We start from the raw sequence: 26,289 nt of genomic DNA on the forward strand, positions 1-26,289 counted from the left end.
AGGAACCGTTGTCGCGCAGCCCGCTCAGCCAAAGATTTCCTCGGGCTTGAAGAAACGCGCGATCTCGATCCTGCCGTTCTCGACGCTGTCCGACGCATGCACGACATTCACCGTCGATCCGGTGCCGAAATCGCCGCGAATCGTGCCCTTCGGGGCCTTCGTCGCATCGGTCGGCCCGAGCATCTCGCGCACGCGGCCAATCGCGCCTTTGCCCTCAAGCGCCATCACGATGACCGGGCGCGAGTTCATGAAATGCTCCAGGTTCGGATAAAACGGCCTGTCCGCCACGTGCGCGTAATGCTCGCGCAACAACTCCGGCGTGAGCCGTATCATCTTGATGCCGAGAATGGTGAAATCCGCGCGCTCGAAACGATCGAGCACCGTGCCCACGAGCTTCTTCTCCATGCAGTCAGGTTTGAAAATAATCAGCGTTCTTTGCATAAACGGAGCACCTTACGCATGACGCCCGGACGTGGGAAGCCAATTTAAGGACACGGTGTTCAAAACGATGTGAAAGCGACATTGTAGGGCTCGACCTTGCGTCGAGCCGCAAGCGGGCTGAGAGGCGGCGGAATCCCTTGATGATTTGGTGCGTTGTCTGGCTGGCGCGGCCTGACGCAAGGTCAGGCCCTACGGACGTGCCGTCACTGCATTGAAAGCATCCGGCAAAATCCGCCGCGCCGCTCAAATCGTCACTTCCTGGCGCGCCTTCTCGGCCAGCGCGGTGCTCAGGTAGCGTTCGCCGAAACTGCATCCGACCGTGACGATGTTTTTCCCGGCAAACTCCGGGCGGCTCGCCACGCGCAGCGCGGCCCACACATTCGCCCCGGTGGAGATGCCGCCGAGAATGCCTTCCTGCAACGCGAGCTGCCGGGCCGTCTCAAAAGCGTCGTCGTCCGTCACGGTCACCACTTCGTCGATGATCGCCGTGTTGCAGTTCTTCGGGACGAAACCCGCGCCGATGCCCTGGATCTTGTGGCGTCCGGGCTTGCCGCCGGACAGCACCGGGCTCGCCGCCGGCTCCACCGCGAAGGCCTTCATCGGATGGCGCGACTTGATGACCTCCGCCACGCCCGTAATCGTGCCGCCGGTGCCCACGCCCGCAACAAAGGCGTCCACTTTGCCCTCGAGCGCGCTCCAGATTTCTTCCGCCGTCGTGCGGCGGTGCACCTCGGGATTGGCCGGATTTTCAAATTGCTGCGGCATGAACGCCCGCGCGCCATATTGCGCCATGAGCTCGCCCGCGCGGCGAATGGCGCCGGGCATGCCCTCCGCGCCCGGCGTGAGCACGATTTCCGCGCCAAGCATGCGCAGCAGCACGCGCCGCTCGATGGACATCGTCTCGGGCATGGTGAGGATGAGTTTGTATCCGCGTTGCGAACACACGAAGGCGAGCGCGATGCCGGTGTTGCCCGACGTGGGCTCGATCACGACCGAGCCCGGCTTGAGCATGCCGTCGCGCTCCGCCGCCTCGATCATCGCGCGCCCGATGCGGTCCTTCACGCTCGCCAGCGGGTTGAAAAATTCCGCCTTCAGATAAACATTGGCCGGAATGCCCGTCGCGATGCGGTTGAGTTTGACGAGCGGCGTGTTGCCGATGGTGGCGACAATGTTCGGGAAAAGCGGTGTGGTGGACATGGCTGCAAACTCACACCCGCAGGACGCGCATCGTCAAGAACGCACGGAGGAGACGAAGAAAATCCCAAATCACGAAATCCCTTCCGGGCAAAGCGAGAAGCCGGACAATTTCAAAACATCACCAGCGTTAGAATCGGCGCCCACGCTGTTTGTTTATTGGGATTTCTCCCATTGGAATTTTTTTGGGATTTGGAATTTGGGATTTGTTATTTTCCAAGGACGTGCCTCAACGCCGCTTCCAGCCGGGCGTGGCGGAAGATGAAACCGGAATCGAGCAGCCGCTCCGGCATCAGGCGCTGGCTCGCCAGCAGCAGCCCGTCCGCGAAGGCGGCGCCGAATTTCAGGCGCAGCGCCCACGCCGGCGCGTTCAGCCAAGCTGCCTTGCCGAGCACGCGCGCAAGCGTCGCGGCAAACTCCGCGCCCGTCACCGGATTCGGCGAGGCCGCGTTGACCGGGCCTTCGCACGCCTGTGAAAGCACCGCATGGTAAATCGCGCCGACCGCGTCGTCGGCCAATGCCCAGCTCACCCATTGCCGCCCGTCGCCAAGCCGGCCGCCGCGTCCGCCGCGAAACGCCGGCAGCAGCCGCGCCAGCACGCCGCCCTCCGGGGACAGCACCATGCCGAAGCGCATCAGCGCCACCCGCAGCCCGAGTTCGCGCGCGGCCAGCGCCTCGCGCTCCCACGCCTCGCACACCTCCGCCAGAAACCCGTCGCCGCGCGGGCCCGCCTCATCGAGAACCGTGTCGCCGCGGGCCCCGTAGAAACCGGACGCGGACGCGTTTACCAGCAGGTGCGGGCGGTGTTTCATCTTTTCGACCGCCGCCACCAGCGTGCGCGTCGCGTGGACGCGGCTGCCGCGAATCGCATCGCGGCGCGAGGCCGTCCAGCGGCCCTCCGCGATGTCCTCGCCGGCCAGATTGACGATCACGTCCGCCCCGCGAAGCGCCGCCGCGTCCAGCGCGCCTTTCGCCGGGTCCCAAAAAAGCTCGTCGCCCGCCGCCGCCTCGCGCCGCACCAGGCGCAGCACCTCGTGGCCCTGCGTCCGCAAAAACACCGCCAGCGCGCGCCCGACCAGGCCCGACGCGCCCGCCACCGCGAATTTCATTTTCCGCACCGCGCCGTGCGCCGCGAGCAGTTCGATGTCATCGCTGACAGTGGTGTGCCGCCATGCAAACAGACGCGTCAGCCGCGCGTCGTCGTCCGCCGCCCCGGCGACCTCGTCGGTGAGCACACACGCCGCCGCGCCCTCCTCCTTCACCCGGCACGCATGCCCCGCCGGTTCACATCCGCGGGCCGCGCCGGGATTTTCTTCCCGCCACCACGGCGGGGTCAATCTCTCCTCCACGCCGGGGCGCGCCAGCCATGCCTTTACTTCGGAGGCCGGGCGGTGGATGAGGATGCTTTTGCTGAAAGTGGACGCACTCATGCGGAGGGAACCTGAAGTTGTTACCGCCGCGGCCCGTCCCGGCGCAATACCGCATTCGGACAAGCCGGGCCGCGGAGGTCGGCGGGTCAGCGCGTGCGCGCGCAGGTAATGCAGTCGCGCGGCTCGGGTCCTATCGTCGGGCACACGTGCCAGCGCCGCAGGATGCCCTCGCGGGCCATGCCGGCTTTTTCCATCACGCGGGCCGAGGCGGGATTTTCCACGTCGCAATACGCCCAGGCGCGGTGGATCGGGGGCTGGGCGAGCGCCCATTCCACGAGATGCGCGAGCGCCTCGGCCGCGTATCCGTGCCTCCAATACGCCCGGCCGAGCACGTAGCCGAAGAGCGCCTTGTGCCGCTCCGGCAGCACGGAGATGGAGCCGACCAGCGCCTCGGTGCCGCGGGTGAAAAGCAGCCAGGCGTAATGACTCCCGGGCGCAAGCGCCCCGCCTGCCCAATCGCGCGCGCGGGCGGCGAAAAACTCCGCGAGCGGCGGGATTTCCGAATAGGGCCGCCAGGAAAGATAACGTGTCGCCACGGGATCGCCGGCGTAGGATTCAAGCGCGGACGCCGCGTCGCCGGGACGCGGCGGGCGGGCAAAAAGGCGGGCGGTCGTGAAGGTCTCCGGAGGTCGCATGGAAATATCTGGGAGGATGGATGCAAGGGGCGCGACGCCGACAGGCGCGCCGATTTCAAAGCGGGAACGGGACTTGCAGTGTTGCAGGGATTCCGCCGCCGATGAAGACTAAAATGCACGTTGATCCAATCGCAATGGGAGGGCAGTTTTTCATCCCATGAAATACGACGTGGTCATCGCGGGCGGCGGGTTTGCGGGGGCGTATTGCGCAAAGGTGCTCGGCCGCGCGCTCGGCCGGGAGGGGGTGCGGCGGGTGGCATTGATCGCGGAGAGCAACGTGCTCGTTTTCCAGCCGATGCTCGCGGAAGTGGCGGGATCGGCGCTGCTGTCCTACGACGTGGTCAACCCGCTGCGCCAGTTCTGCCGCAACGTCGATGTGCTCCAGGGCGTGATCGAGCGCGTGGACTGGGCGGCGCGCCGGCTCTCGCTCAACGGCGGGCGCTTCACGCGCGACCACATGGTGGAGTTCCGCCACCTGGTGCTGGCGCTGGGCAGCGTGACGGACCTGGGCAAGGTGCCCGGCATGGCCGACTACGGCTGGCCGATGCGCACGGTGTCGGACGCGCTCCGGCTGCGCTCGGCCGTCATCAACCGGCTGGAGGAGGCCAACCTGGTCGAGGACGAAACGGTGCGCGCGCGCCTGCTCACGTTTGTGGTGGTGGGCGGCGGCTACACGGGCGTGGAGACGGCGGGCCAGCTGCTCGATTTCCTGCGCGAGGTGCGCGCGCTTTACGCGAATCTGCGCGAGGCCAGGGTGCGCGTGGTGCTGGTGCACAGCCGGGCGCATTTGCTGGAGGAAATCGGGCAAAAGCTCGGCGACTACGCGCAGCGCGTGCTGGAAAAACGCGGCATGGAGGTGCGGCTGAACTCCCGCGTGACCGAGGTGACGGCCGGGCGCGTGATGCTGGAGACCGGCCGGTTCATCGAGGCGCACACGATCATCTCGACCGTGGGCAACGCGCCCAATCCCGTCGTGCTCGATGTCTGCCGCCAGATCGCGGTCGAGGCGGTGAAGGGCCGCGTCCCCGTGGAGCCCGTGATGCGCGTGGCGGGGCAGCGCAATCTGTGGGTGATCGGCGACTGCGCGCAGGTGCCCTGGACCGATCGCGGCGAGGTGAAAATCGCGCCGCCCACCGCGCAGTTCGCGGTGCGGCAGGGAAAGCAGCTCGGGGAAAACCTCGCCCGCGTGCTGCGCGCCGAGGACGGGGCGCGGCGCGCGTCCGCCGGTAATGAAAAAGCGGATACGGCCCCGCTCTTCCCGGCGGCGCCGGGCGGCGCCGCCCCGGCCGGCGCGAAACTGCGCCCGTTTTCCTACCGCTACATGGGGCAGCTCGCCACGGTGGGCGAACGCGAGGCCGTCGCCGAGGTGTTCGGCTTCCGCTTCAGCGGATTCTTCGCGTGGTGGCTGTGGCGCACCATCTACATCGCGAAACTGCCGAGCATCGTGAAACGGCTGCGCGTGACGGTGGACTGGACCTTCGATTTCTTTTTTCCGCGCGACGTCAGCGTGGTGGCCCCGCCGCCGGAGGACGTCGTGCGCACGGTGCACGTGAGCGAGGGCGAGGCGCTGTTCGAGCGCGGCAACAAGGCCCGCGCCTACTTCATCGTGCGCCAAGGCTCGGTGACGATGACCGATGCGGCCAACGCGCGCGAGTTGCTGGAGGCGGGCAGCGTGATCGACGGCGACTGGGTCTCGCCCGACGGCAACTGGCGCGCGACGGCCGTCACGAACGAAACCACCGACCTGCTCATCCTGCGCGGCAAGGCGATGGAGATGCTGCGCCATGACCTGAAGCTGGTGCGGCGCGGCCCGGATGCCGCGCGGCATCACGGATTCCAGGGTTGAAGCCGGTCATCCCGCGGAGAGCGTGTTTTTCATTGCCGCGACGCGCGGCGCGAGGCGACGCTGGGCGGATGGAACTCTTTGAAATCAAAATCGAGGTGCCGGCCGCGGCCGCCGACGCGGTTGACGACGTGCTGCTCGAACTCGGCGTGGAAGGATGGAGCCTGCTGGAGGATGCCATCGCGAAACAAGCGTGGATCGTGGGCGTGTTTCCCGACGCGGCGGAGGCGCGCGCGCGCTGGGCGGAGTTGCGTCCGTTGCTGCCGGCCGGGGCCGTTCCGCCCGGCGAACCGGCGGAGCGCGCGCTCGGCGACCGCGACTGGCGCGACAGTTACAAGGCGCATTTCAAGGCCTGGCGGTTTGGCCGGCTGCATTGGGTGCCCGTCTGGGAGCGCGGCACCCACGTGCTGCCGGACGGCGACGCGGCCATCTGGCTCGACCCGGGGCTGGCGTTCGGCACCGGCAACCATGAGACGACGCGCCTCTGCGTGGAGCGTCTCGTCGGGCTCGGCGTGAATCCGGCGACCCGCGTCGCCGACGCGGGCTGCGGCTCCGGCATTCTCGCGCTCTCCGCGGCCCGCCTCGGCTGCGGACGAGTGATCGGTTTCGACAACGATCCCGAGGCCGTGCGCGTGAGCGGGGAAAACGCCGCCCTCAACGGGCTCGCGGGCCGCGTGGAATTCGCCACGGGGGATCTCGTATCCGGTTTTCAAGGACAGCAGTGGGACGTCGTGCTCGCGAACATCCTGGCCAACGTGCTCATCCAATTCGCGCGCGAACTGGCCGCGGCCGTCGCGCCGGGCGGCGCGCTGGTGCTGAGCGGCATCCTCGCGTCGGAAAACGCCCGGGTGCGGGAGGCGTTTGCCGCGATCGCGCCCGGTTGGCGGATGAGCTGGCGCGAAATGGGCGAGTGGTCGGATGTGCTGTTGCTCAGGCCGGCGTGAGTGCGGGCTGGACCGCCCCAAAAAAAATCTCAGCCGCCCGCAAACACCACGCGAAAACCCGCCTCGGCCAGGATGCGCGCGACCTCGTCGCGCTTGTCGCCCTGGATCTCGATGCGGCCGTCCTTCACCGTGCCGCCGACGCCGCACGCCGCGCGCATTTTTTTCGCGAGTTGCTCCTTCTCGGGCAGCCCAATGCCGGTGAAGCCCGACACGACTATCACCGTTTTTCCCCCGCGCCCGGCCTTTTCGCGCGTCACATCGACGCGTCCGCGGTTCTTCCTTGCGGCTTCGGCGGTCTGCTTCGGCGGAGGCGACGCCGCCGCCGTCCCGGCCTGCGGCAGCGCCCCGAGGCCGCCCGGCGCATCCAGCCCGCCAAACGGGTTCTGCCCGAGCGCCCGGCCGCCGTCCGTGGAGATTTTGTTAATTTTGCTCATGATGGGCACATACCCTACAAAGGCTTTCTAATCCACGCCAAGCCCGCACCGTCATCAGCCCCCGGTCTCGCGCTCCTCCAGAAACCGCAGCGCTTTCACATAACTGCGTCCCGCCAGAAAATGCTCCAGCTGCGCGTGCAGCCGCCCACGCCCGCGGCTCGCAAACTCGTCCAGCCGGGCGATCTCCTTCGCCACCGCCACGCCATCAGTATTTTTAATCCCCCGCAGCAGCAGGATTAGCGATTCTTTGATCTCATGTTCCATGCGTCCATGTAATGAAATTAATACCACCGCGGCAACCTGTTCAGAAAATGTTACTTTTTCTTATCCAACCGGTCCATGTCCCCTTTCAACTTGAGCCGGTCCGCCTCCCGGAGTATGCCTTGTCCCATAAAAAATGCGCCTCGTCCCCGCCGCATCGCCAAAACACCGCACGACGACCGTCCCGCCTTCGCGTCCCAGAGTCCGGACGCACTCAAACATCCTTGTCCAAAATGAATCAATCCACCGTCTCCGCCCGCGACAATGCCGACCTCATTGAGGCCGCCTATCGCATCTGGCTCGATAATCCCGACGCGGTTGACCCTACTTGGCGCGCCTTTTTCCAGGGTTTCACCCTGGGCTGCAACAACGACGCCTCGCTCACCACCCTCGCCTCCTCGCTCAACGCCACCGCCCCGCTCGGCGGCGTCTCCATCATCGACTCGCTCAAGCAGTCGCAGGTCCACTCGCTCATCTTCCACTACCGTTCGCTCGGCCACCTGCAGGCGCACCTCGATCCGCTCAACCCGCCCCCGCCGCCCTCGCCCCGCCTCTCGCTCGCCGAGTTCGGCCTCGCCGAGGGCGACCTCGACGAATCCTTCGACGTCGGCCACTACCTCGACGGCGGCCAGATGCGTCTGCGCGACCTCATCGCGTCGCTGGAAAAGACCTACTGCGGCCGCATCGGCGTGGAGTATATCCATATTCAGGATACGGAAATCCGCCGCTGGCTCCAGGTCTGCATGGAGCCGCCGCGCCTCCAGCCCTCGTTTGCCCGCGACCAGAAAATCCGCATCCTGCGCCGCCTCCACAAGGCCGAGCTGTTTGAAAAATTCCTCCACGCCAAATACGTCGGCCAGAAACGCTTCTCCCTCGAGGGCGGCGAGACCCTGATCGCCGCGCTCGACGCCATCATCGAGCATTGCCCCGGCCTCGGCGTCGAGGAGATCGTCATGGGCATGGCCCACCGCGGCCGCCTCTCCGTGCTCGCCAACATTCTGAGAAAACCCTTCGACATCCTCTTCGAGCAGTTTTCGGAAAACTATCTGCCCAACACCGTCGGCGGCGACGGCGACGTGAAATACCACCTCGGCTACGAGGCGCTCCTGAAAACCGCCGCCGGCCACCCCGTCGAGGTCCGCCTCGCCGCCAACCCCTCGCACCTCGAAATCGTCAACCCCGTCGTCGAGGGCAAAACCCGCGCGCGGCAGCGGCTCCTCGGCGACACCGAGACGCGCACCAAGGTGCTCCCCCTCCTCATCCACGGCGACGCCGCCATCGCCGGGCAGGGCGTCGTCGCCGAGACGCTCAATTTTTCCCAGCTTGCCGGCTACCGCACCGGCGGCACCCTGCACTTCGTCATCAACAACCAGATCGGCTTCACCACCCTCCCCTCCGACGGACGCTCCACCCGCTACTGCACCGATGTCGCCAAGATGATCGACGCGCCCGTCTTCCATGTGAACGGCGACGACCCCGAGGCCGTCTGCCTCGCCACGCTCCTCGCCCTCGATTTCCGCAACACTTTCCACCGCGACGCCGTCGTGGACATGTATTGCTACCGCCGCCACGGCCACAACGAATCCGACGAGCCCGCCTTCACCCAGCCCACCCTCTACAAAAAAATCGCCGCCCATCCGCTCATCTCGACGACCTACGCGGCCCGCCTCATCGCCGACGCCACCATCACCGACGCCGACAACGACGCGATCAAGGCCGAATACACCGCCGCCATGGAGGCGGCCTTCGCCAAGGCCCGGGCCGCCGAGGAAAAGGCCCGGGAAGCCGTCAACACCTACGACCCGGCCACCCGCCGCTTCCGCGGCTCCAACGCCGTTTTCCAGCCCTCCTACAAGCACACCCCCGTCGCCACCGGCGTCACCCGCGAGCTTCTGGAAAAATGCACGCGCGGCCTCACCGCCATCCCCGACGGCTTCAATATCAATTCCAAGATCAAGCGCCTCCTCGAAAACCGCGCCAAGTCCCTCGCCGAGGACGGCCCCGTGGACTGGGGCTACGCCGAGTCCCTCGCCTTCGGCACGCTCCTGCTCGAAGGCACGCCCGTGCGCCTCAGCGGCCAGGACTGCGAACGCGGCACCTTCAGCCACCGCCACGCCGTCCTCTACGACCAGGAAACGCGCGCGCGCCACGTCCCCCTCCAAAACCTCGCCCCCGACCAAGAGCGTTTCTGCGTTTACAACTCCCTGCTCTCCGAGGCCGCGGTCCTCGCCTTCGACTACGGCTACTCCATGGACTACCCGCGCATGCTCTGCATCTGGGAGGCCCAGTTCGGCGATTTCGCCAACGGCGCCCAGGTCGTCATCGACCAGTTCATCGTCAGCTCCGAGTCGAAATGGCAGCGTGCCAGCGGCCTCGTCATGCTCCTCCCCCACGGCTACGAAGGCCAGGGACCCGAGCACTCCAGCGCCCGCCTCGAACGCTACCTCCAGGCCTGCGCCGAAAACAACATCCAGGTGGCGAACCTCACCACCCCCGCGCAAATCTTCCACGTCCTCCGCCGCCAGATGAAGCGCGACTTCCGCAAGCCGCTGGTCGTCATGTCGCCCAAGTCGCTCCTGCGCCACCCCGCCGCCGTCTCGCGTATCCAGGATTTGACTACAGGCCGCTTCGAGGAAATCCTCGACGATCCCGCGCCCCCGAAAAAGGCCCCCGCGCGCATCATCCTGTGCTCCGGCAAGGTGTATTACGACCTTGCCGACTACCGCGACCGCAGGAAGATCACCGACACCGTCATCCTGCGCGTCGAGCAGCTCTACCCGCTGCACCGCAACCGCCTCGCCGAGCTCTCCGACACCTACGGCCACGGCGGCCGGCTCGTCTGGTGCCAGGAGGAGCCGCAAAACATGGGCGCATGGACCTGGATTGCCCCGCAGCTCGAGGAAATCTTCGGCCGCAAACCCGCCTACGCCGGCCGCAAGCCCTCCGCCAGCCCGGCCGTCGGCGCGCTCGCCATGCACAAACTCGAACTCACCACCCTCCTGCAGGACGCCTTTAACCTCTAAAACCGCGTTGCGCGCGGACATTCCGCATTCCAAAATCCGCATTTCCCCATGACCCTCATCGAAGTCAAAATCCCGCCCATGGGTGAGTCCATCACCACCGGAGTATTGGCCAAATGGCACGTCGCCGACGGCGACATCGTCAAGAAGGACCAGCCGCTCTACGAACTCGAAACCGACAAGATCACCTCCGAAGGCACCGCCGAGTCCGCCGGCAGGATCGCCCTGAAAGTGGCCGTCGGCGCCGAGGTGAAGATCGGCGAGCTCGTCGCCACCATCGACGCCGCCGCGGGCGCTTCGCCTGCGAAACCCGCCGCGGCCCCGGCCGCCTCGCCCGTCGCCGCCGCTGCGCCGGCCGCGCCAGCGACCGGGACCGCCGGCGTCCCGCCGGCAGACGGCGTAGCCGCCAAATCGGCCTTCCCCGCATCCCCTGCCGTCCGTCGTCTCGCCGCCGACACCGGCATCGACCCCGCGACCGTCCCCGGCACGGGCAAAGCCGGACGCGTCACGAAGGCCGATCTCCTCGCCGCCACCGCCGCGCCCCTGATTCAACGTGGCACGGGCGACTCGCCCGTGTCTGGAGGCGCGGACCGCCCGCCCGCTTCCTCCGCGCGCCAGACCCGCAAAAAACTCACTCCTCTCCGCCAGCGCATCGCCCAGCGCCTCGTGCAGGCCCAGCACGCCGCCGCGATGCTCACCACCTTCAACGAGTGCGACATGTCCGCCGTCATGGCCCTGCGCGCCAAATACCAGGACGACTTTGTCAAACGCAACGGCGTCAAGCTCGGCTTCATGTCCTTCTTCACCAAGGCCGTCGTCCACGCCCTCAGGGAAGTCCCCGCCATCAACGCCCAGCTCGACGGCGACACCATTGTCCAGAACCACTACTACGACATCGGCGTGGCCGTCTCCACCGAGAAAGGGCTGATGGTGCCGGTCGTCCGCGACTGCGACCGCCTCGACATGGCTGGTATCGAGCGCGCCATCGCCGACTCCGCCAAACGCGCCCGCGAGTCCAAGGTCACGCTGGCCGACCTCGAAGGCGGCGTCTTCACCATCACCAACGGCGGCATCTTCGGCTCGATGCTTTCGACGCCCATCCTGAACAGCCCCCAAAGCGCCATCCTCGGCCTGCACGCCATCAACGAACGCCCCGTGGCCCGCGACGGCCAGGTCGTCATCCGCCCGATGATGTATCTCGCCCTCAGCTACGACCACCGCCTGGTGGACGGCAAGGAAGCCGTCACCTTTCTGGTCAAAGTCAAACAGGCCATCGAGGATCCGACACGGCTGGCGCTGGGCGTCTAGCCTCCCACCCGCGGAAAAAAGACCCTCGCGGGTATTTTCTCCGTGTCCGTCGCGCCCTCCCTGGTTAAACACCAAACCATCATGACCCAATTCGACCTTCTCGTCATCGGCGGCGGCCCCGGCGGATACGTCTGCGCCTTCCGCGCCGCGCAACTCGGCCTCAACGTCGCGCTCGTGGAAAAACGCGCCACCCTGGGCGGCACCTGCCTCAACGTCGGCTGCATCCCCGCCAAGGCCCTCCTCCACAGCACCGAACACTACGTTTTCGCCAAAACCCACGCCGCCGCTCACGGCATCAAGTTCGACCACGTCGAGGCCGACCTCTCCACGCTGATGAAGCGCAAGGACGCCGTCGTCGCCAAGCTCACCGGCGGCGTCGCCCAGCTCGCCAAGGCCCGCAAGATCGCCGTCTTTACCGGCACGGCCTCCTTCGTCCCGGGCGCGGCGGCGCCCGGTTCGGGTGGCACGGGCGACTCGCCCGTGATTCCGCATTCCATCGAAATCCTCTCCCCCGCCCCCAAGCCGAACACCCCGCCCGTCCGCCAGACCGTCGCCGCCAAAGCCGTGGTCATCGCCACCGGCTCCGCCCCCGCCGCGCTTCCCTTCCTCCCCTTCGACGGCAAGACCATCATCAGCAGCGACCACGCCATCGCGCTCTCCGACATCCCGAAAAAACTCGTCGTCATCGGCGGCGGCGCCATCGGCCTCGAGCTTGGCTCGGTCTGGGCGCGCCTCGGCTCCGACGTCACCATTGTCGAATTTCTGCCCAAAATCGCCGCCACCGCCGACGACGACATCGTGCGCAACTTCACGCGCCTCCTCCAGAAACAAGGCCTGAAAATCGAGACCGGCGCGAAGGTCACCGGCGCGAAATCCCTCGGCCCCAGCGTCGTGCTCACCGCCGAGCGCGACGGCTCGCCCCTCGAATTTCCCGCCGACAAAATCCTCGTCGCCGTCGGCCGCCGCCCGTTCACCGACGGGCTCGGCCTCGACAAAATCGGCGTCGCCCTCGACGCCAAGGGCCGCGTGCAGGTGGACGCGCAACTCCGCACCAACATTCCCGGCATTTACGCCATCGGCGACGTCGTCGCCGGCCCCATGCTCGCGCACAAGGCCGAGGAGGACGGCGCGGCCGCCGCCGAATGGATCGCGGGCCGGCACGGCCACATCGACTGGGACCTCATGCCCGCCATCATCTACACCGCGCCCGAGCTCGCCACCGTCGGCCTCGGCGAGGACGCGGCCAAGGCCAAAGGCGTCGCGGTCAACACGGGCCGGTTCAATTTCGCCGCCAACGGCCGCGCCCTCGCCGCCGACGCGGCCGACGGCTGCGTGAAAATCATCTCCGACGCCGCGACCGACCGGCTCCTCGGCGCGCAAATCCTCGGCCACGGCGCGGGCGAGCTCATCGGCGAGGTGGTCGCGCACATGGAATACGGCGGCAGCGCCGAGGACCTCGCCCGCACCGTCCACGCCCACCCGACGATGAGCGAGGCGGTGAAGGAGGCCGCCCTCGCCGTATCCAAGTCAGCAATACACGCGCTCTGACCGGAACGGCGTCCCGTCGGGTGCGATTCAAAGTGGTGTCATTCTCTCTTTCCTCTTTATTCTTTATCTTTCTCTTTCGTCAGGAAGGGGCTGGGAGTTCCGAGCGAAGCGAGAAGCCTGACAAGAGGAAAGATAAAGAATAAAGAGGAAAGATTCCGGCGATGGCACGACTTTGAATTGCACCCCGCCCCGCCAAGTCCATCCCATTCCGCTAGACGCCGCCGCCGCCATGCGCTAGACACCGGTTCTCCTTATGCGCCCCGCCTTGCTTGAAAACCCGCGCGCGCTTGTCGTCCCGCTGCTGAATGTCCTGCTGGTGCTCTGCAGCCTGGGCGCGCTTGGCCTGTTCGTGCTGGTCGCGGGCTGGCCGCTCGGACCGGATGCGGAGCGCCAGGTCCGCCTCGCCACCCGCGCGGTGCTGGGCGTGTTTGTCGCGCAGGAAATCATCCGCATGTGGTTGCAGCGCCACCGGCTCGCCTACCTGAAAACCCGCAAGATCGAGGCCGCGCTCGTCGTGCTGATTCTCGCCGAGGTGAGTCTCGGGCCGCAGGTCCACGCGTGGATACGCACGGTGCTGCCGGACGCCTCGCCCGGCTCGCTCACGCTTTTTCTGCTCGCCTGCTCGCAGCTCACGCTGCTGGCGCTCATCGCGGTGCGCGCGCTCCGGCGCAACCGCCTGCTGGCCGCGCTCCGCCTCTCGCCCGGCATGCTGTTCATCCTGAGCTTCGCCCTGGTGATCGCATGCGGCACGCTGATGCTGAAAACCCCCAACGCCACCGTGCATGGCATCGGCTGGCTCGACGCTTTTTTCACCGCCACCAGCTCCGTCTGCGTGACCGGGCTGGGCGTCATCGATGTCTCAAGCGACCTCACGCGCCACGGCCAGTGGATCATCCTCGGGCTGGTCCAGGTAGGCGGGCTGGGCATGATGACGCTCACGTATTTCTTCGCCTATTTCCTCACCGGCGGCGTGTCGCTGCGCAACCGTATCGCGCTCCAGAACCTGCTCAACGAGGACAGCCTCGGCCAGATCGGCACCGTGCTCGGCGTCATCGTCGGCTTCACCCTCGCCGTCGAGCTGGCGGGGGCGGCGGCCATCCATTCGCTGCTCGCGGAGACCGGCGGGCTGCCGTCGGGCGAGGCGGTCTTCTTCTCGCTCTTCCACTCCGTGTCGGCGTTCTGCAATGCCGGCGTGTCCATCCTCCCCGGCAATCTGGCCGATCCCGCCATGCACGGCCGGACCGGCGTCATCGCCGTCATCATGGCGCTCATCGTCACCGGCGGCATCGGGTTTCCCGTGGTCAAGAATTTCTGGCAGGTGTTCATTGCGCAACTGCGAAGGCTGGCCGGGCTGCGCGTCGCGATCCCGCCGCGCCTCACCACCAACAGCCGCGTGGTGCTCGTCACCTCCGGCGTGCTGGTCGTCGGGGGCGCGGCGCTGATCTACCTGACCGAGTTTGTCTTCGCCGACGGGCGGCCCGCCACGAACATGAGCCCCTGGTTCACCGCTCTCTTCCAGTCCGTCGCGACGCGCTCCGCCGGGTTCAACGTCACGCCCACCGAGCTGCTCACGCCCGCCACCAGCATCCTCATGATGGCGCTCATGTTTGTCGGCGGCAGCCCGTCGAGCACCGCCGGCGGCATCAAGACCTCCACGCTCGCCGTCGCGGTGCTCGCGCTGCGCCGCGTCGTGCTCGGCCGCCCGGAGATCGAGGCATTCGGCCGCCGCATCCCCAACGAAACCGCCGACCGCGCCCTCGCCGTCATGCTGCTGGCCCTCGGCTTCTTCGTGCTCATCGCCACCACGCTCTGCATGCTCCACCCCGAGTTGCCGCCGCTCGACCTCGTCTTCGAGGCCATCGGCGCCGTCTCCACCGCCGGCCTCGCCCGCGGCGTCACCGGGGAACTCGGCCCCGCCGCCAAGCTCGTCATGATCGCGGGCATGTTCATCGGGCGCGTGGGCGTGCTCATGTTCCTTCTTTCCTTCATCCCCCGACGGGAGCGCGCCGGCTACCGCTACCCGGAGGCGACCATCGTCATCACCTGATCACCTGCCCCGCAAAATCATCCAACTTTCGAAAGACAATCACCATGAAATGCTGCGTAATCGGACTGGGCGTGTTCGGCAAAAACCTCGCCATCAACCTCGCGCAACTCGGCGCCGACGTGCTCGCGATCGACCGCCGCGAGGAAAACATCTCGCTCATCAAGGACGAAGTCGGCGCCGCCGTCGTGATGGACTTCGAGGACCCGACGCCGCTCGCGCATTTCCCCATCGCCGAGATGGACGCCGTCGTGGTCGCCATCGGCGACGATTTTGAAAGCTCGATGGCCTTCACCGTGAAAGTGCAGGAGCTGGGCGCGCAACGCATCGCCTGCCGCGTGCTCTCGCCCATGCACGAACGCCTCCTGCGCCTGATGAAAATCGACCGCCTCGTCGTCCCCGAGGAAGTCGCCGCGCGCGGTCTCGCGCACTCCCTGCTCATGCGCGGCGTGGTCGGCGGCTTCGACATGGGCGACGCGCATTCCATCATCGAGGCTCGCGTGCCCGCCCGGCTCGTCGGCAAGTCGCTCATCGACACCGGCGCGATTTTCAAGAAGGCCGGCGTGCGCATCGTGACCATCAAGCGCCTCGTCACCGGCGCGTTCGGCGGCCTGCTCAAGACCGCCGAGAAACGCCGCACCATGGGCGTCGTGGCCCTCGACGAAGTATTTCAGCAGGAGGACATCTTCGTGCTCTTCGGGGAGGAAAAAAACCTGCGCACCTTCCTCGACGATTATTCGGGCGAGTAGGGCATGCCCCGAAAAAATCGTTCTCGTTCTCTTTTCTGAAAAATAGAGCGAACGGGAACGATTTGACCTCAGCTCAGGTCCCGGATGCTTCCGAACTCCGGGTCGAACAGCCGCCGGTAAGTCCGCACGATCATGCCGTCGGTCAGCCCCGCCAGCCAGTCGCAAATGCAGCGCGCCTTTTCGTCCGTGCCGTGCGCCGTCAGAAGCTGGCGCGCCACGCGCGGCGGCAGGATTTTTATCCGGCGCTCCCCGTGCCCGGCGTAGTTTTCCCACGCCGCCTCCCACAGGCTGAACAGCACGCGCCGCGCCTTGTATTCGATCTGCTGGAGTTGCGGGCTTTCGAAAATGATGTCGTTGGCCATCTTTTTATAAAACAGCGCCTCGCTCTCCGCCTCCACGTCCACCAGCAACTCGAAGCGATAGCGGTGGGTGCGCCCCATCATGAAATTCTCGTCCTCGCGCTCGCGCAGCCGGCACGCCCGCACGAAGTGCCCGATGCGCCGCGCAAACCGCGACTCCAGCCGGTCGCGCCGGATCGCATCGATGAGCGTGTCCAGCCAGCGCTCGCGCAACGAATCCGCCTCCACGTTCCCCCGGGCGGCCCACGCCTCGATGCGCTCGATCGTGAGGAAGCCCGCCTTCACGCCGTCCACGATGTCGTTGAGCGAATAGGCCGTGTCGTCCGCCCAGTCCATGATCTGGCATTCCACCGACTTGAACTTGTTCAGCGCCTCGTCCTCGTGCAGCTCCTCCGGGATGGCCGCGCCGTCGAAGACAAAATCCCGGTGCGCGCGCTGCGAGTCGTAGATGAAGTGATGCTGCGGCGGCTTGGAAAACTCGTGGTAGAGTTTTTTGTATTTCAACACGCCGTCCGCCAGCGCGCGCGTCGGCTGCATGCCGCGGATGTCCGACTCCGTTTCGAAAATCGTGTCGGCCAGCAGCCGCAGCGTCTGCGCGTTGCCCTCGAAACCGCCGTGGGCGCGCATGATCTCCTGCAACGTGCGCTCGCCCGAATGCCCGAACGGCGGATGCCCCAGATCGTGCGCCAGGCACACCGCCTCGACCAGGTCGCCGTCGATATAAAAATCATCCGCCAGCAGCGCGTGGCTCGCGCAGGCCGGGGCGCGCAGAAACTGGCAGATGGACCGCCCGATCTGCGCCACCTCCATCGAATGCGTCAGCCGCGTGCGGTAAAAGTCATACTCGCCCGACAAAAACACCTGCGTCTTCGACTGGAGCTTCCGGAACGCGTGCGAATGGATGAGCCGGTCGCGGTCGATCTGGAACGGGCTGCGGTAATCCCCGGGCCGCGCCGCCTCGCCCGAAGCGGCCTGGAGTGTCTGCGTGTCGAACTCGGAGTAGAAGCGGTTTTGGCTTTTCATGCGGACGCCTCGACTCCAGCACACCGGCAGGCGGGTGCAACCCCAAGCTCTGTCCGCGCCCGGATCGGCCCCTTGGCCGGCGCCACTAAACTTCTGCGCTTGCCATCGTTCCTCGACATGAGTTTTCAAAATGCGCGAAAAACAATGACGCCACCTTCCACGCCACAATTCAGCAAAAGCAAATTGCAAGCGATGGTCGCCGAGGCCACGGCGGATTGTTACAACGAGTCCGAAAAAACCACCGGATTCTATACCATGATCGACGAGCACCTCGACCTGCCCTGCGAGGTCGTGATCGGCGGCGCACCGATGACGCTGGAAAGAATCAAGGTCACCGAGGACGACACCATCGAGGCCGTGTGCGCCAGCGGGCGGCACCGGCAAAACACCTCCGTGCTCGAACTCAAATTCGTGGCCCCGCTGCCCGCGGGATACGAGTGGGTCGAAGCCTACCGCCTCTGGAAAAACACGCCTGCCGGCCAGGCATAAACCGGCCTCCCCGCCCTCTCGGGAGGGCGGTTTCAGGTGAAATGCAAAACCCCGCACCGGTCCGGTGTCTGCTTGCATTCCGCAACTGGATGGCCGACTTTGGCTTCCATGTCTTTGCCCTTTCAAGGCCGCCGCAGCCCGCCGTTTGCATTAACGCGGTTTTTCTCCACCTTGCCTCGACAACTCCCCGCCTCGGAATGAACCTTAATACCTCCGGACATCGTCGCGCCTTCTTCGTAGTTGTACTCGCCGTCGCGATGCTGGCCGGCTTGCGCGCGCCGGCCGTCACCCCGGACGAACTCGCCGCGCTCCGCGAACAAGCCGCCGCAGGCTCCGCCGCCGCGCAATACGACCTCGGCCTCGTCTACCTGGACCGGCGGGAGTCGGTTTACGACCCCGCCGAGGCCTATGCCTGGATGCAACTCGCCGCCGACAACGGCGCCACCGGCATCGCCCTCGACGCCCTTCTCGCGCGCCTCAATGCGAGGCAAACCGCGCGCGCCCGCCAGCGCCTCGCGGAGCTTCGCGCCGACACCGCCCCGGTCAAAGCCGCCCGCCCGCCTGTGGCCGCCGCCGCGATCTCACCCGTCAGCGCCGCCCCCGGCAAAAGCCCGGTCGAAGCCGCGCCCCTGGCCGCCTCGCCTGTCGCCGCCGCCCGCATTTCCCCCGTGGAGACATCTCCGGTCAGCGCGCCGCCGCCCGTTTCCGAACCGGAGCCCGGGAAGGCCGCGCTCGCCGCCGCCCAGCTCGAGCTCGCCTCATCCCTCGCCAGCGAAAAACAACGCGCCGACAGCCTGGCCGGCGAACTCGCCGCCGCGCGCCAGTCAGCCGCCGCACTTGAAAAACGGCTCAACGAACTCTCCGGCGAAAACAAGACCCTGACCGGCCAGCTCGAACAGGCCCGCGACCTCGGCGAGCAGGCGCGCCTTGGCGCCAATGAAGAACTGGCCGCCCAGCGCGAAGCCCGCGCCTCGCTCGAACGGCAGGCCGCCGACCTCGCCGCGCGGCTTGCCGACGCTGAAAAGAAACTCGCGTCCGACTCCGACACCACGAAGCACGAGCAGCAAGCCGCCCTCGACCGCCAGACCCAGACCGCCGGCCAGCTCGAAACCGCCCGCACCCAACTCGCAACCGCGCAAGACGAAAACGCCCGCCTCAACCAGCAACTCTCCGAAGCGCAAGCCAGACACGGCGAGGCCTCCACACAAAACACCGCGCTCCAGCAGCAACTCGCCGACGCCCAAGGCCAGCTTGACGGGCTCCGCGCCGCCGCCGGGCAAACCACGGACGAAGCCAAATCGCTCCGCCGGCAACTCGCCGATGTCACCACCGCCCGAGACAGCCTGCAAACCCAGCTCGACGAAATCCGCGCGTCCGCCACCCGGTCCGACGCCGAGACCGGCGCGCTTCGCCAGCAGATCGAAACCCTCGAAGCCAGTCTCGCCGACGCCAAGACCCGCGTCGCCCGTTCCGCCGACGAAGCCGCGCAAGCGAAAACCGACAGCGAGAAACTGCGCCTCGAACGCGATGAGGCCCGCGAAAAAACCATCGCGGCGGAATCCGCCCTGGCCGGCGCCCGGACCCGCGCCGACACCGGCGCGAGCGAGCTTGAGACTGCCCGCGCCGAACATGAAAAGACCCTCGCGCTCCTTGCCGAAGCCCGCGCCCGGCTTGAGGACGAGCAGGCCAAAAACGCCCTCCTTGAGCAACAGGCCGGCGCCTCCGCCCAAAAACTTTCCGCCGACCTCGAAGCCGCCAAAGCCGAACTGGAAACCGTCCGGGCCGAGTTGGAAACCGCGCAGACGGAATCGGACAAGTCCCGCGCCCGAGCCGACGCCACCGCGGGCGAGCTTGAGGCCGCCCGCGCCGGGCACGAAAAGACCAGCGCGCTTCTTGCCGAGGCTCATGCCCGGCTCGACGCCACGCGCGCCGAGTCCGCCGCCTCGCAAAGTTCGGCGCAAACCCAGCTCGCGCAACTCCGCGAAACCGCCGACGCGCTCGCCGCCGAAAACGAAACCCTGAAAACGCGCCTCGCCGAACGCGCCGCCCAGTCCGCCGCGCCCACCGCCGCCATCCCCCCGCCGCCGGAAGCCGTCTCCTCGCGCAGCGCCCCCTCCCGCCCGCGGTCCGCCGCGCCCGCGCCGACGACCGCCGCCCCGCGTATGCACACGGTCAAGCCTGGCGAAACTCTTTCCGAAATCGCCAAGGCCTACTACGGCTCCGCCGCGCGCTGGCCTGAAATCTACGAAGCCAATCGCGACAAGCTGAAAGACCCCGCCGCGCTCGCCCTCGGCATGGAAATCGTCATCCCGTAACACATACCGGAACGCCTATTTTAATGTAATTTAATTCACTCTATTTTAATAGGATTTAATTCTTGACCAATTATACTAATAAAATCAAGTAACGACAATTCTGCGACCAGTCAACTGGAGGGGAACCACGGGGAGATTCACCACCATGTTGACGAAACACCTACAAATATCGAAAAAGAAGAAGACATTATTGTCTCATTATTATCATGAATTGCAGCAAATTGCATTATCTCCATTCATCGGGCGGAGAACTGCATATCCAGGAATCCTTGCGCTTGGTTTGTTTGCTTCCGCGGCTGTGATCCATGCCCAGTCCGTGGTGCCAGAGTCGAAATCAATCGAGCCATCTCCGGTTGTTCCCGTGGTTTCCTCCGATACTGGAGCCGCGTCTTCCGATCCATCCGCCAAGGATGTGGTGACACTCAGTCCTTTCCGCGTGAACTCATCCCGCGATGTGGGTTATGTCGCCCGGGAAACCCTTTCTGGCAGCCGCTTGAAGACCTCCCTCCGCGATGTCTCGTCCCAAGTTTCCATCATGACCCCGGAATTTCTGGCGGATGTGGGGGCCAACACGCTCGATGAGGCGCTGCGTTATTCGCTCAATGTGGAGAATCCGGGTGAATACTATGACGCCACCACGACCAACAATACCTCGCTTTCGCTGAACCCCTTCCTGGGTCCCAGCCGGACACGCGGGCTCGCGGTTTCGACCACCACCCACGATTTTTTCCCGACCTACCTGCCCATCGACACCTACAACACCGAGCGTTTCACCTTTGCCAGCGGTCCCAATGCCATTCTCTTTGGCTCCGGCAATCCGGCGGGCAGCATCGACACTTTGTTCAAGCGCGCCTTTCACGAAAGCTCCCGTTACAGTGCGGAATTCCGTTTCGACACCGAGGATGGCTGGCGCGCCGCGCTGGATGTCAACCAGCCGCTCTGGAAAAACATCGTTTCCATCCGCGCCACCGGCCTCAAGCAGCATGGCGAGAGCTTCCGCAAACCCAATTACGAGGATGCCGAACGCGGTTTTGTCACCCTGTCGGTCGATCCCGCACGCTGGCTCAGTCTCCGAGCCTGGTATGAGACCGTGGATATCAAGCGCCAGCCCGTGTATAACACCGTCGCCAAGGACCGGGTGACACCGTGGGTGGAGGCCGGACGGCCGATATACGACAACGCCTCGGGCAACCCGCTGCCCGCCAACAGCAACGATCCGTCGGCCCCGGGTTACTCGCCGGTCTTTCTTCCCTTCACCGGAAACAACGCCACAAGCCGGCAAGTCTACGTCACGGGACAATCCCTCGGAAACGTCCCGCTCGCCTACTGGACCAATACCGTCATCACCCGCGGCTATGACTCCATCATCCAGGGAGCCGACGGGTTCGAGCACAGCATCGGCGATGCCGCCGCGTTTCCGGTTGATGCCAACATCACCGGCAACGGCCTGCGCAACCAGCTGGATGGCGACCTGTGGGGCGTCAGCGTTGAGCTGAATCCCTTCAAGAATTTCTACGTGGAGCTCGGCTACAACGAGGAAAACTATGAGCAGCGTTTCGTGGAATACGGAGGCACCGGCGCCACCACCCTCGCGGTGGATGCGAACCGTTACCTGCCGGACGGGACCACGCTCAACCCCAACCAGGGGCGCTACTACGTGCAGGGCACGCTGAGCTCCGGGGCCGCGTGGAACCAAAGCCGCCACGCCCGCGTCACGGCGTCCTATGACCTCGATTTCACCCGGCGCGACGATTGGGCGCGCTGGCTTGGCCGCCTCCGGGTGGCCGGCATGCTGGCCCGCGACCGCAACTGGCGCATCCTGCAGCGGGCGGCGCCATCCGTGGCGGGCGGCGGCGAGGTGCCTTATCTCCGGGTCTATGTCGACCGGCAGGACGATCCGTCCGCCGAGGGCGTCTATCATGTGAACATCCCGGTCAACCTCTTCTCGGATTACACGCTTCCCGGCACGGCGACTGCCATCAATTCCCCTTTCGGTCCTCACGCCGTCTATTCCGCCGCCAACGGCGAGGCCACGGACATCGACACACGCCTCTTTGCCGCCCAGTATTATCTGCTGCAGGACCGCATCGTCCTCGCCTATGGAAAGAGGGCGGATGACAGCAGCGGTTCCCTGCCGGTCCGGCTGACCGACGCCGGCGGAAACCTGATCTCGCTCATTGATCGCCGGGACGGATTCGCCCACGCCAGCGACAAAAAACTCAAAACCGACCTCAAGGGCGTGGTGGTCCACCCGTACAAGTGGCTTTCTTTCCACTACAACGAATCCAACAGCCAGAATCCCTCCAGCACCTCGGCCATCAACCTCGACGGCTCGGCCAAGCCCTCCGGCGATGGCGAGGGCAAGGACTACGGCGTCAGCGTCCACCTGCTCAACGGCCTCGTCTCGCTGCGCGTGAACAAATACGAGTCGGTGCTGCTCGACGGCCTCTCCAGCTACCGCGCCGGCACCGGCATCGGCGGCATTAACCCATTCCGCGACACGGTGTATAACATCGAAAAAAGCGTGCTCGATGCCGGCGCGCCGCAAAACCCGGCGTTTGCCTCCTACGAGACGGCGGTGGCCGAAAACGCATCCGGCACCAGTTTTACCGGACGCGAGGTTTACGATGTGTCCTCCGATACGCGCTCGGAGGGCTACGAAGCAGAACTGGTGGCAAACCCGACCCCGGCCTGGCGCATCAGCATCGGGCTGGCGAAAACCAAGGCGTCGGAATCCAACATCGCGCAAGACTGGTTCGATTTTATCAACGCGCGCCTTCCCGTGTGGGCCGACTATGGAAACGCGGTCCTGCACAACAATGCCAGCCAGACCGTCGGGGGGTATATCAATTCCAACGTCATATCGAGCTGGAACTACATTCGCGAACTCGAGGGACGCTCGAATCCCGCGCTCCGCAAGTATCGCCTCAATGCCACCATGCGCTACACCTTTGAGCGCGGCGCGCTCAAGAACCTCTTCGTGGGCGGCTCGTATATCTGGCGCAGCAAAATGACGCTTGGCTATAAGACCAAAACCGTCCGGCCCGAAGACATGGAGTTCGCCTATCCCGGCCTGGTCACGGGTCCGCTGGAAACCATCGACATCAGCCAGCCGATTTACGGGAAACCCCTCACCGAGGTGGATGCGTTCATCGGCTACAGCCGCAAGATTTTCCGAGGCAGGATCGCGTGGCGCATCCAGGCCAACATCCGGAATCTCTTCGACAACCAGGATCGCCTCGCCCAGCGCGTTGACAGCGCGGGAGTCGTGCAAGTGTATAATCTCGTCGCCCCGCGCACCCTGGCCGTGACCAACACGTTTGAATTCTGACGCGCCGTCCCGCCGCGGCACTGGGCTGCGGCGGGATGCAGCCCAAAAGTTTTCGATCTTGGCCCCGTATCATACTGTCAAGCGCACCGCGCTCGCGACAGCACACGAAAAATCTGGACGATTCCCAACATGAATTCCCCGCTCCTTCGATTCTGCTCCCTTGCCCTGCTCGGCTCCATCATGACCATCGCACACGCTCAGGAGACCACCCTCCGCTGGCTCGATGAAACACCGCCCGCCCAAAACACCGGCGTGAGCTTCGGCGTCCCCTGGCCGCAGGGCGCGGTGGGACGCGACGCCGCCTTCACCCTCAGCGCGGACGGGCAGACGCTCCCCGTGCAAACCTGGCCGCTCGCCTACTGGCCCGACGGCTCGCTCAAATGGAGCGGCATCGCCACCGTCGTGCCCGCCGGATTCTCCATCGAGGCGAAACTGACCGTCGCCCAGTCGCCGGCCGCGGCGGGCGCGCTGCGCGTGACGCGCGACGGACGCGCCATCGTCATCGACACCGGCGCGCTCGTCTGCGCCATTCCCGGCGAAGGCGGCGAAAACCTCATCGATTCGCTCCGCATAGGCGACCGCGAGGCCGCGCGCGCGGGCAGGCTCGTCTGCCTCCTGCAAAACGGCCCCGCGCCCGAGCCCGACGACACCGCCGCGCCGGGACGCGAATCCTTCGCCAGCATCGTGAAATCCGCCGTCGTCGAGCAATCCGGCCCGGTGCGCGCCGTCGTGCGCCTTGAGGGCTTCCACCGCGGCGCGCGCTCGGGGCGCGAGTGGCTGCCGTTCACCGTGCGGCTCTATTTCTACAGCGGGCAAACGGCGGTGCGCATGGTGCACACCATCGTGTTTGACGGCGACCAGGAAAAGGACTTCGTGCGCGGGCTCGGCGTGCGCTTCGATGTCCCGATGCGCGAGCAGGTGCAAAACCGCACGGTGCGCTTCGCGGGTGAAAACGGCGGCGTGTGGTCGGAGCCGCTTCAGCCGGGCGGCGGCAGCATCGATCAGGAAACGGGAAAGCCCTTTGCCATCACCGGCGAGTTTTTTGAAAACGCGGTCTGGGACGACTTCAAGCTCGTGCAGCCCAATCCGCACGGCTTCAACATCGTCAAGCGCACCAACCGCTGGAGCACCTGGCTCGCCTCCGCCGCGGGCTCGCGCGCGGGCGGCTACGTGTTTGCCGGCGACCTCGGGGGCGGGCTCGGCGTCGGCATAAAGGACTTCTGGCAGTCCTATCCCGCCTCGCTCGAAGTCCGCCGCGCGAGCACCGCCACGGCGCAGCTCACCGCCTGGCTCTGGTCGCCCGACGCGCAGGAAATGGACATGCGCCACTACGACATCCGCGGGCACACCCTCCGCGCCTCCTACGAGGACGTGCAGCCCGGCATGAGCACGGCCTACGGCGTGGCCCGCACGAGCGAGCTGATGCTCTTCCCGTCCGCCGCCCTGCCCTCGCGCGCCGCCGCCGCGGCCGATGCCCGCGCGGGCTCGGCTCTGCCGCTGCTTGTATCCACCCCTGAATACATGCACTCCACGAAAGTTTTCGGCGTGTGGAGCCTGCCCGACCGCTCCACCGCCTTCAAAAGGCAGGCCGAGGACGGCCTCGACTCCGTGCTCGCGTTTTACCAGCGCCAGGTGGACGAGCGCGACTGGTACGGTTTCTGGCAATACGGCGACTTCATGCACTCGTATTCCGCGCCGCGCCACCTCTGGCATTACGACTGGGGCGGGCATGCGTGGCAGAACACCGAGCTCGGCGTGCCCCTCTGGCTCTGGTACAGCTTCCTGCGCACCGGGCGCGCCGACATCTTCCGCCTCGCCGAAGCCAACACCCGCAACACCAGCGAAACCAACGTCTATCACCTCGGCCCGATGGCCGGGCTCGGCTCGCGCCACAACGTCATCAAGTGGGGCTGCGGCGCGAAGGAGGCGCGCGTCAGCCAGGCCGTGCACTGGCGCGCGTTTTATTACCTGACCGCCGACGAGCGCACCGGCGACATCATGCGCATGACGACGAAGGCCGACGAATCCGTCGCCCGCTACGACCCCATGCGCCTCGCGCAGCCGCAAGTGCCCGGCGAGCCGGAATTCGACTCGCGCATCCGCATCGGCCCCGACTGGTTTGTGCTCGCCGGCAACTGGATGGCCGAGTGGGAGCGCACCGGCGACGCCCGCTGGCGCGACCGCATCCTCGCCGGCGTAGACTCCATCATGGCAATGCCCTACTGGATTCAAACCGGCCAGCGCAACGGCCTGAACCCCGACATCCTCACCGGTGAAATCGGCCCGCTCAAGGGCGGCGGCAGCATGACCGTCGGCTACGACATCAAGACCGGCAAGCTCACCCCCATCCGCGACCCGATCGCCAAGGAACCCGTCCCCGTGAGTTACAACCTCGCCACGATCCAGGGCGGCGCCGAGGTGATGTTCGAGCTGGTGGCGCTGCTCGGGCGCGAGGATTTCGCGCGCGCCTGGCTGCAATACTGCCGCATCGGCGGCGCGCCCGCCGACGTGCTGAAACGGGACCAGAAAACCGGCGACGAGGGCATGGACGCGCGCTACGTCCTGCGCGAGCAAAGCGGCCCGCGCATGGCGGCCTACGCCTACGCGCACACGAAAAGCGCGCCCTTCGCCGAGCGCGCCATCGCCGATTGGGCCCGCATGTCCACGCGCCGGGCCGCCCCGAAATGGATCAACGGGGCCGACTCGCTCAAGCCGGTCGAGGAATCGCTGGGCGTCTCCACCAACTCCGCCGCGCAAACCGGCCTCACCACGATTCAACTCCTCGAACTCTGCAAAGACCATCTTCCGGCCGACTCGGTGCCTTTTCCCGAGCCCCCCGTTCGCCGGCGCTGACACGAGGCCGCGATTGGCGGGTCGAGTGGCACGGGCGTCCCGCCCGTGGGTCCGCGTGGCATGGGCGA

18 protein-coding genes are annotated in these 26,289 nt (G+C 66.1%); 11 read left to right on the forward strand and 7 right to left on the reverse strand.

What is annotated here, in order from left to right:
- Window positions 1-24: 24 nt before the first annotated feature.
- The 4 genes from ndk to OH491_RS10690 all read right to left on the reverse strand — a co-directional run bounded on the left by ndk (window position 25) and on the right by OH491_RS10690 (window position 3,700).
- Window positions 25-441 carry a nucleoside-diphosphate kinase gene (gene ndk, locus OH491_RS10675; protein WP_068771422.1) on the reverse strand — a complete coding sequence of 139 codons (417 nt, stop codon included), beginning with the start codon at window positions 439-441 and terminating at the stop codon, window positions 25-27.
- Between the two features lie 243 nt (window positions 442-684).
- A complete protein-coding gene (cysK, locus tag OH491_RS10680; protein WP_068771421.1) occupies window positions 685-1,638 on the reverse strand; it encodes a cysteine synthase A in 954 nt (317 codons plus the stop codon).
- A 206-nt stretch (window positions 1,639-1,844) separates the two neighbouring features.
- Window positions 1,845-3,065 (reverse strand): TIGR01777 family oxidoreductase, encoded by a 1,221-nt coding sequence (locus OH491_RS10685; protein ID WP_334319473.1) that lies wholly within the window; start codon window positions 3,063-3,065, stop codon window positions 1,845-1,847.
- Window positions 3,066-3,151: 86 nt separating this feature from the next.
- Window positions 3,152-3,700 (reverse strand): GNAT family N-acetyltransferase, encoded by a 549-nt coding sequence (locus tag OH491_RS10690; protein ID WP_068771420.1) that lies wholly within the window; start codon window positions 3,698-3,700, stop codon window positions 3,152-3,154.
- A 157-nt stretch (window positions 3,701-3,857) separates the two neighbouring features.
- Between OH491_RS10690 and OH491_RS10695 the strand changes: the two genes are divergently transcribed.
- Together OH491_RS10695 and OH491_RS10700 are read left to right on the forward strand one after the other, a co-directional pair.
- Window positions 3,858-5,546, forward strand: coding sequence for an FAD-dependent oxidoreductase (locus OH491_RS10695; protein ID WP_068771419.1), 1,689 nt, complete (start codon window positions 3,858-3,860; stop codon window positions 5,544-5,546).
- 68 nt (window positions 5,547-5,614) lie between these two features.
- Complete coding sequence (locus OH491_RS10700) at window positions 5,615-6,487, forward strand: 50S ribosomal protein L11 methyltransferase (RefSeq protein WP_068771418.1); 873 nt, start codon at window positions 5,615-5,617, stop codon at window positions 6,485-6,487.
- Window positions 6,488-6,516: 29 nt separating this feature from the next.
- On the opposite strand, the gene OH491_RS10705 is transcribed toward OH491_RS10700, so the two are convergent.
- The gene (locus OH491_RS10705) at window positions 6,517-6,921 is read right to left on the reverse strand and encodes a translation initiation factor (protein ID WP_068771417.1); all 405 of its coding nucleotides are present in this window, start codon (window positions 6,919-6,921) and stop codon (window positions 6,517-6,519) included.
- 54 nt (window positions 6,922-6,975) lie between these two features.
- The gene (locus OH491_RS10710) at window positions 6,976-7,185 is read right to left on the reverse strand and encodes a hypothetical protein (protein WP_068771416.1); all 210 of its coding nucleotides are present in this window, start codon (window positions 7,183-7,185) and stop codon (window positions 6,976-6,978) included.
- Between the two features lie 230 nt (window positions 7,186-7,415).
- Between OH491_RS10710 and OH491_RS10715 the strand changes: the two genes are divergently transcribed.
- The 5 genes from OH491_RS10715 to OH491_RS10735 all read left to right on the forward strand — a co-directional run bounded on the left by OH491_RS10715 (window position 7,416) and on the right by OH491_RS10735 (window position 15,851).
- Window positions 7,416-10,205, forward strand: a complete 2,790-nt coding sequence (locus OH491_RS10715) for a 2-oxoglutarate dehydrogenase E1 component (RefSeq protein WP_068771415.1) — start codon at window positions 7,416-7,418, stop codon at window positions 10,203-10,205.
- 48 nt (window positions 10,206-10,253) lie between these two features.
- The gene (gene odhB / locus OH491_RS10720) at window positions 10,254-11,510 is read left to right on the forward strand and encodes a 2-oxoglutarate dehydrogenase complex dihydrolipoyllysine-residue succinyltransferase (RefSeq protein ID WP_068771414.1); all 1,257 of its coding nucleotides are present in this window, start codon (window positions 10,254-10,256) and stop codon (window positions 11,508-11,510) included.
- Between the two features lie 81 nt (window positions 11,511-11,591).
- Complete coding sequence (lpdA, locus tag OH491_RS10725) at window positions 11,592-13,058, forward strand: dihydrolipoyl dehydrogenase (RefSeq protein ID WP_068771654.1); 1,467 nt, start codon at window positions 11,592-11,594, stop codon at window positions 13,056-13,058.
- A 253-nt stretch (window positions 13,059-13,311) separates the two neighbouring features.
- Entirely contained in the window at window positions 13,312-15,105 is a 1,794-nt protein-coding gene (locus OH491_RS10730) for a TrkH family potassium uptake protein (RefSeq protein ID WP_068771413.1), read from the forward strand.
- Window positions 15,106-15,149: 44 nt separating this feature from the next.
- A complete protein-coding gene (locus OH491_RS10735) occupies window positions 15,150-15,851 on the forward strand; it encodes a potassium channel family protein (RefSeq protein WP_068771412.1) in 702 nt (233 codons plus the stop codon).
- Between the two features lie 68 nt (window positions 15,852-15,919).
- Here the strand turns inward: OH491_RS10735 and dgt are convergent, their stop codons facing one another.
- Entirely contained in the window at window positions 15,920-17,233 is a 1,314-nt protein-coding gene (gene dgt, locus OH491_RS10740) for a dGTP triphosphohydrolase (RefSeq protein ID WP_068771411.1), read from the reverse strand.
- Window positions 17,234-17,377: 144 nt separating this feature from the next.
- Between dgt and OH491_RS10745 the strand changes: the two genes are divergently transcribed.
- The 4 genes from OH491_RS10745 (at window position 17,378) to OH491_RS10760 (ending at window position 26,221) form a co-directional block, all read left to right on the forward strand.
- The gene (locus OH491_RS10745; RefSeq protein WP_068771410.1) at window positions 17,378-17,722 is read left to right on the forward strand and encodes a hypothetical protein; all 345 of its coding nucleotides are present in this window, start codon (window positions 17,378-17,380) and stop codon (window positions 17,720-17,722) included.
- A 197-nt stretch (window positions 17,723-17,919) separates the two neighbouring features.
- Window positions 17,920-20,037: a LysM peptidoglycan-binding domain-containing protein gene (locus OH491_RS10750; protein ID WP_145928924.1), complete on the forward strand. Its 2,118-nt coding sequence runs from the start codon at window positions 17,920-17,922 to the stop codon at window positions 20,035-20,037.
- Between the two features lie 436 nt (window positions 20,038-20,473).
- On the forward strand, window positions 20,474-23,368 hold the full coding sequence (locus OH491_RS10755; protein ID WP_068771408.1) for a TonB-dependent receptor plug domain-containing protein: 2,895 nt from the start codon (window positions 20,474-20,476) through the stop codon (window positions 23,366-23,368).
- A gap of 129 nt (window positions 23,369-23,497) precedes the next feature.
- On the forward strand, window positions 23,498-26,221 hold the full coding sequence (locus OH491_RS10760; protein WP_068771407.1) for a hypothetical protein: 2,724 nt from the start codon (window positions 23,498-23,500) through the stop codon (window positions 26,219-26,221).
- Window positions 26,222-26,289 lie beyond the last annotated feature (68 nt).

The organism is Termitidicoccus mucosus (assembly GCF_038725785.1).
GTDB lineage: Bacteria > Verrucomicrobiota > Verrucomicrobiia > Opitutales > Opitutaceae > Termitidicoccus > Termitidicoccus mucosus.

Bases quoted from the DNA above. Each gene is read 5' to 3' on its own strand.
- dgt (WP_068771411.1), bottom strand. From the start codon at position 17,233: ATGAAAAGCCAAAACCGCTTCTACTCCGAGTTCGACACGCAGACACTC.
- OH491_RS10690 (WP_068771420.1), bottom strand. From the start codon at position 3,700: ATGCGACCTCCGGAGACCTTCACGACCGCCCGCCTTTTTGCCCGCCCG.
- OH491_RS10710 (WP_068771416.1), bottom strand. From the start codon at position 7,185: ATGGAACATGAGATCAAAGAATCGCTAATCCTGCTGCTGCGGGGGATT.
- OH491_RS10745 (WP_068771410.1), top strand. From the start codon at position 17,378: ATGACGCCACCTTCCACGCCACAATTCAGCAAAAGCAAATTGCAAGCG.
- OH491_RS10700 (WP_068771418.1), top strand. From the start codon at position 5,615: ATGGAACTCTTTGAAATCAAAATCGAGGTGCCGGCCGCGGCCGCCGAC.
- OH491_RS10685 (WP_334319473.1), bottom strand. From the start codon at position 3,065: ATGAGTGCGTCCACTTTCAGCAAAAGCATCCTCATCCACCGCCCGGCC.
- OH491_RS10760 (WP_068771407.1), top strand. From the start codon at position 23,498: ATGAATTCCCCGCTCCTTCGATTCTGCTCCCTTGCCCTGCTCGGCTCC.
- OH491_RS10695 (WP_068771419.1), top strand. From the start codon at position 3,858: ATGAAATACGACGTGGTCATCGCGGGCGGCGGGTTTGCGGGGGCGTAT.
- OH491_RS10735 (WP_068771412.1), top strand. From the start codon at position 15,150: ATGAAATGCTGCGTAATCGGACTGGGCGTGTTCGGCAAAAACCTCGCC.
- odhB (WP_068771414.1), top strand. From the start codon at position 10,254: ATGACCCTCATCGAAGTCAAAATCCCGCCCATGGGTGAGTCCATCACC.
- ndk (WP_068771422.1), bottom strand. From the start codon at position 441: ATGCAAAGAACGCTGATTATTTTCAAACCTGACTGCATGGAGAAGAAG.
- OH491_RS10715 (WP_068771415.1), top strand. From the start codon at position 7,416: ATGAATCAATCCACCGTCTCCGCCCGCGACAATGCCGACCTCATTGAG.
- OH491_RS10730 (WP_068771413.1), top strand. From the start codon at position 13,312: ATGCGCCCCGCCTTGCTTGAAAACCCGCGCGCGCTTGTCGTCCCGCTG.
- OH491_RS10750 (WP_145928924.1), top strand. From the start codon at position 17,920: ATGAACCTTAATACCTCCGGACATCGTCGCGCCTTCTTCGTAGTTGTA.
- cysK (WP_068771421.1), bottom strand. From the start codon at position 1,638: ATGTCCACCACACCGCTTTTCCCGAACATTGTCGCCACCATCGGCAAC.
- lpdA (WP_068771654.1), top strand. From the start codon at position 11,592: ATGACCCAATTCGACCTTCTCGTCATCGGCGGCGGCCCCGGCGGATAC.
- OH491_RS10705 (WP_068771417.1), bottom strand. From the start codon at position 6,921: ATGAGCAAAATTAACAAAATCTCCACGGACGGCGGCCGGGCGCTCGGG.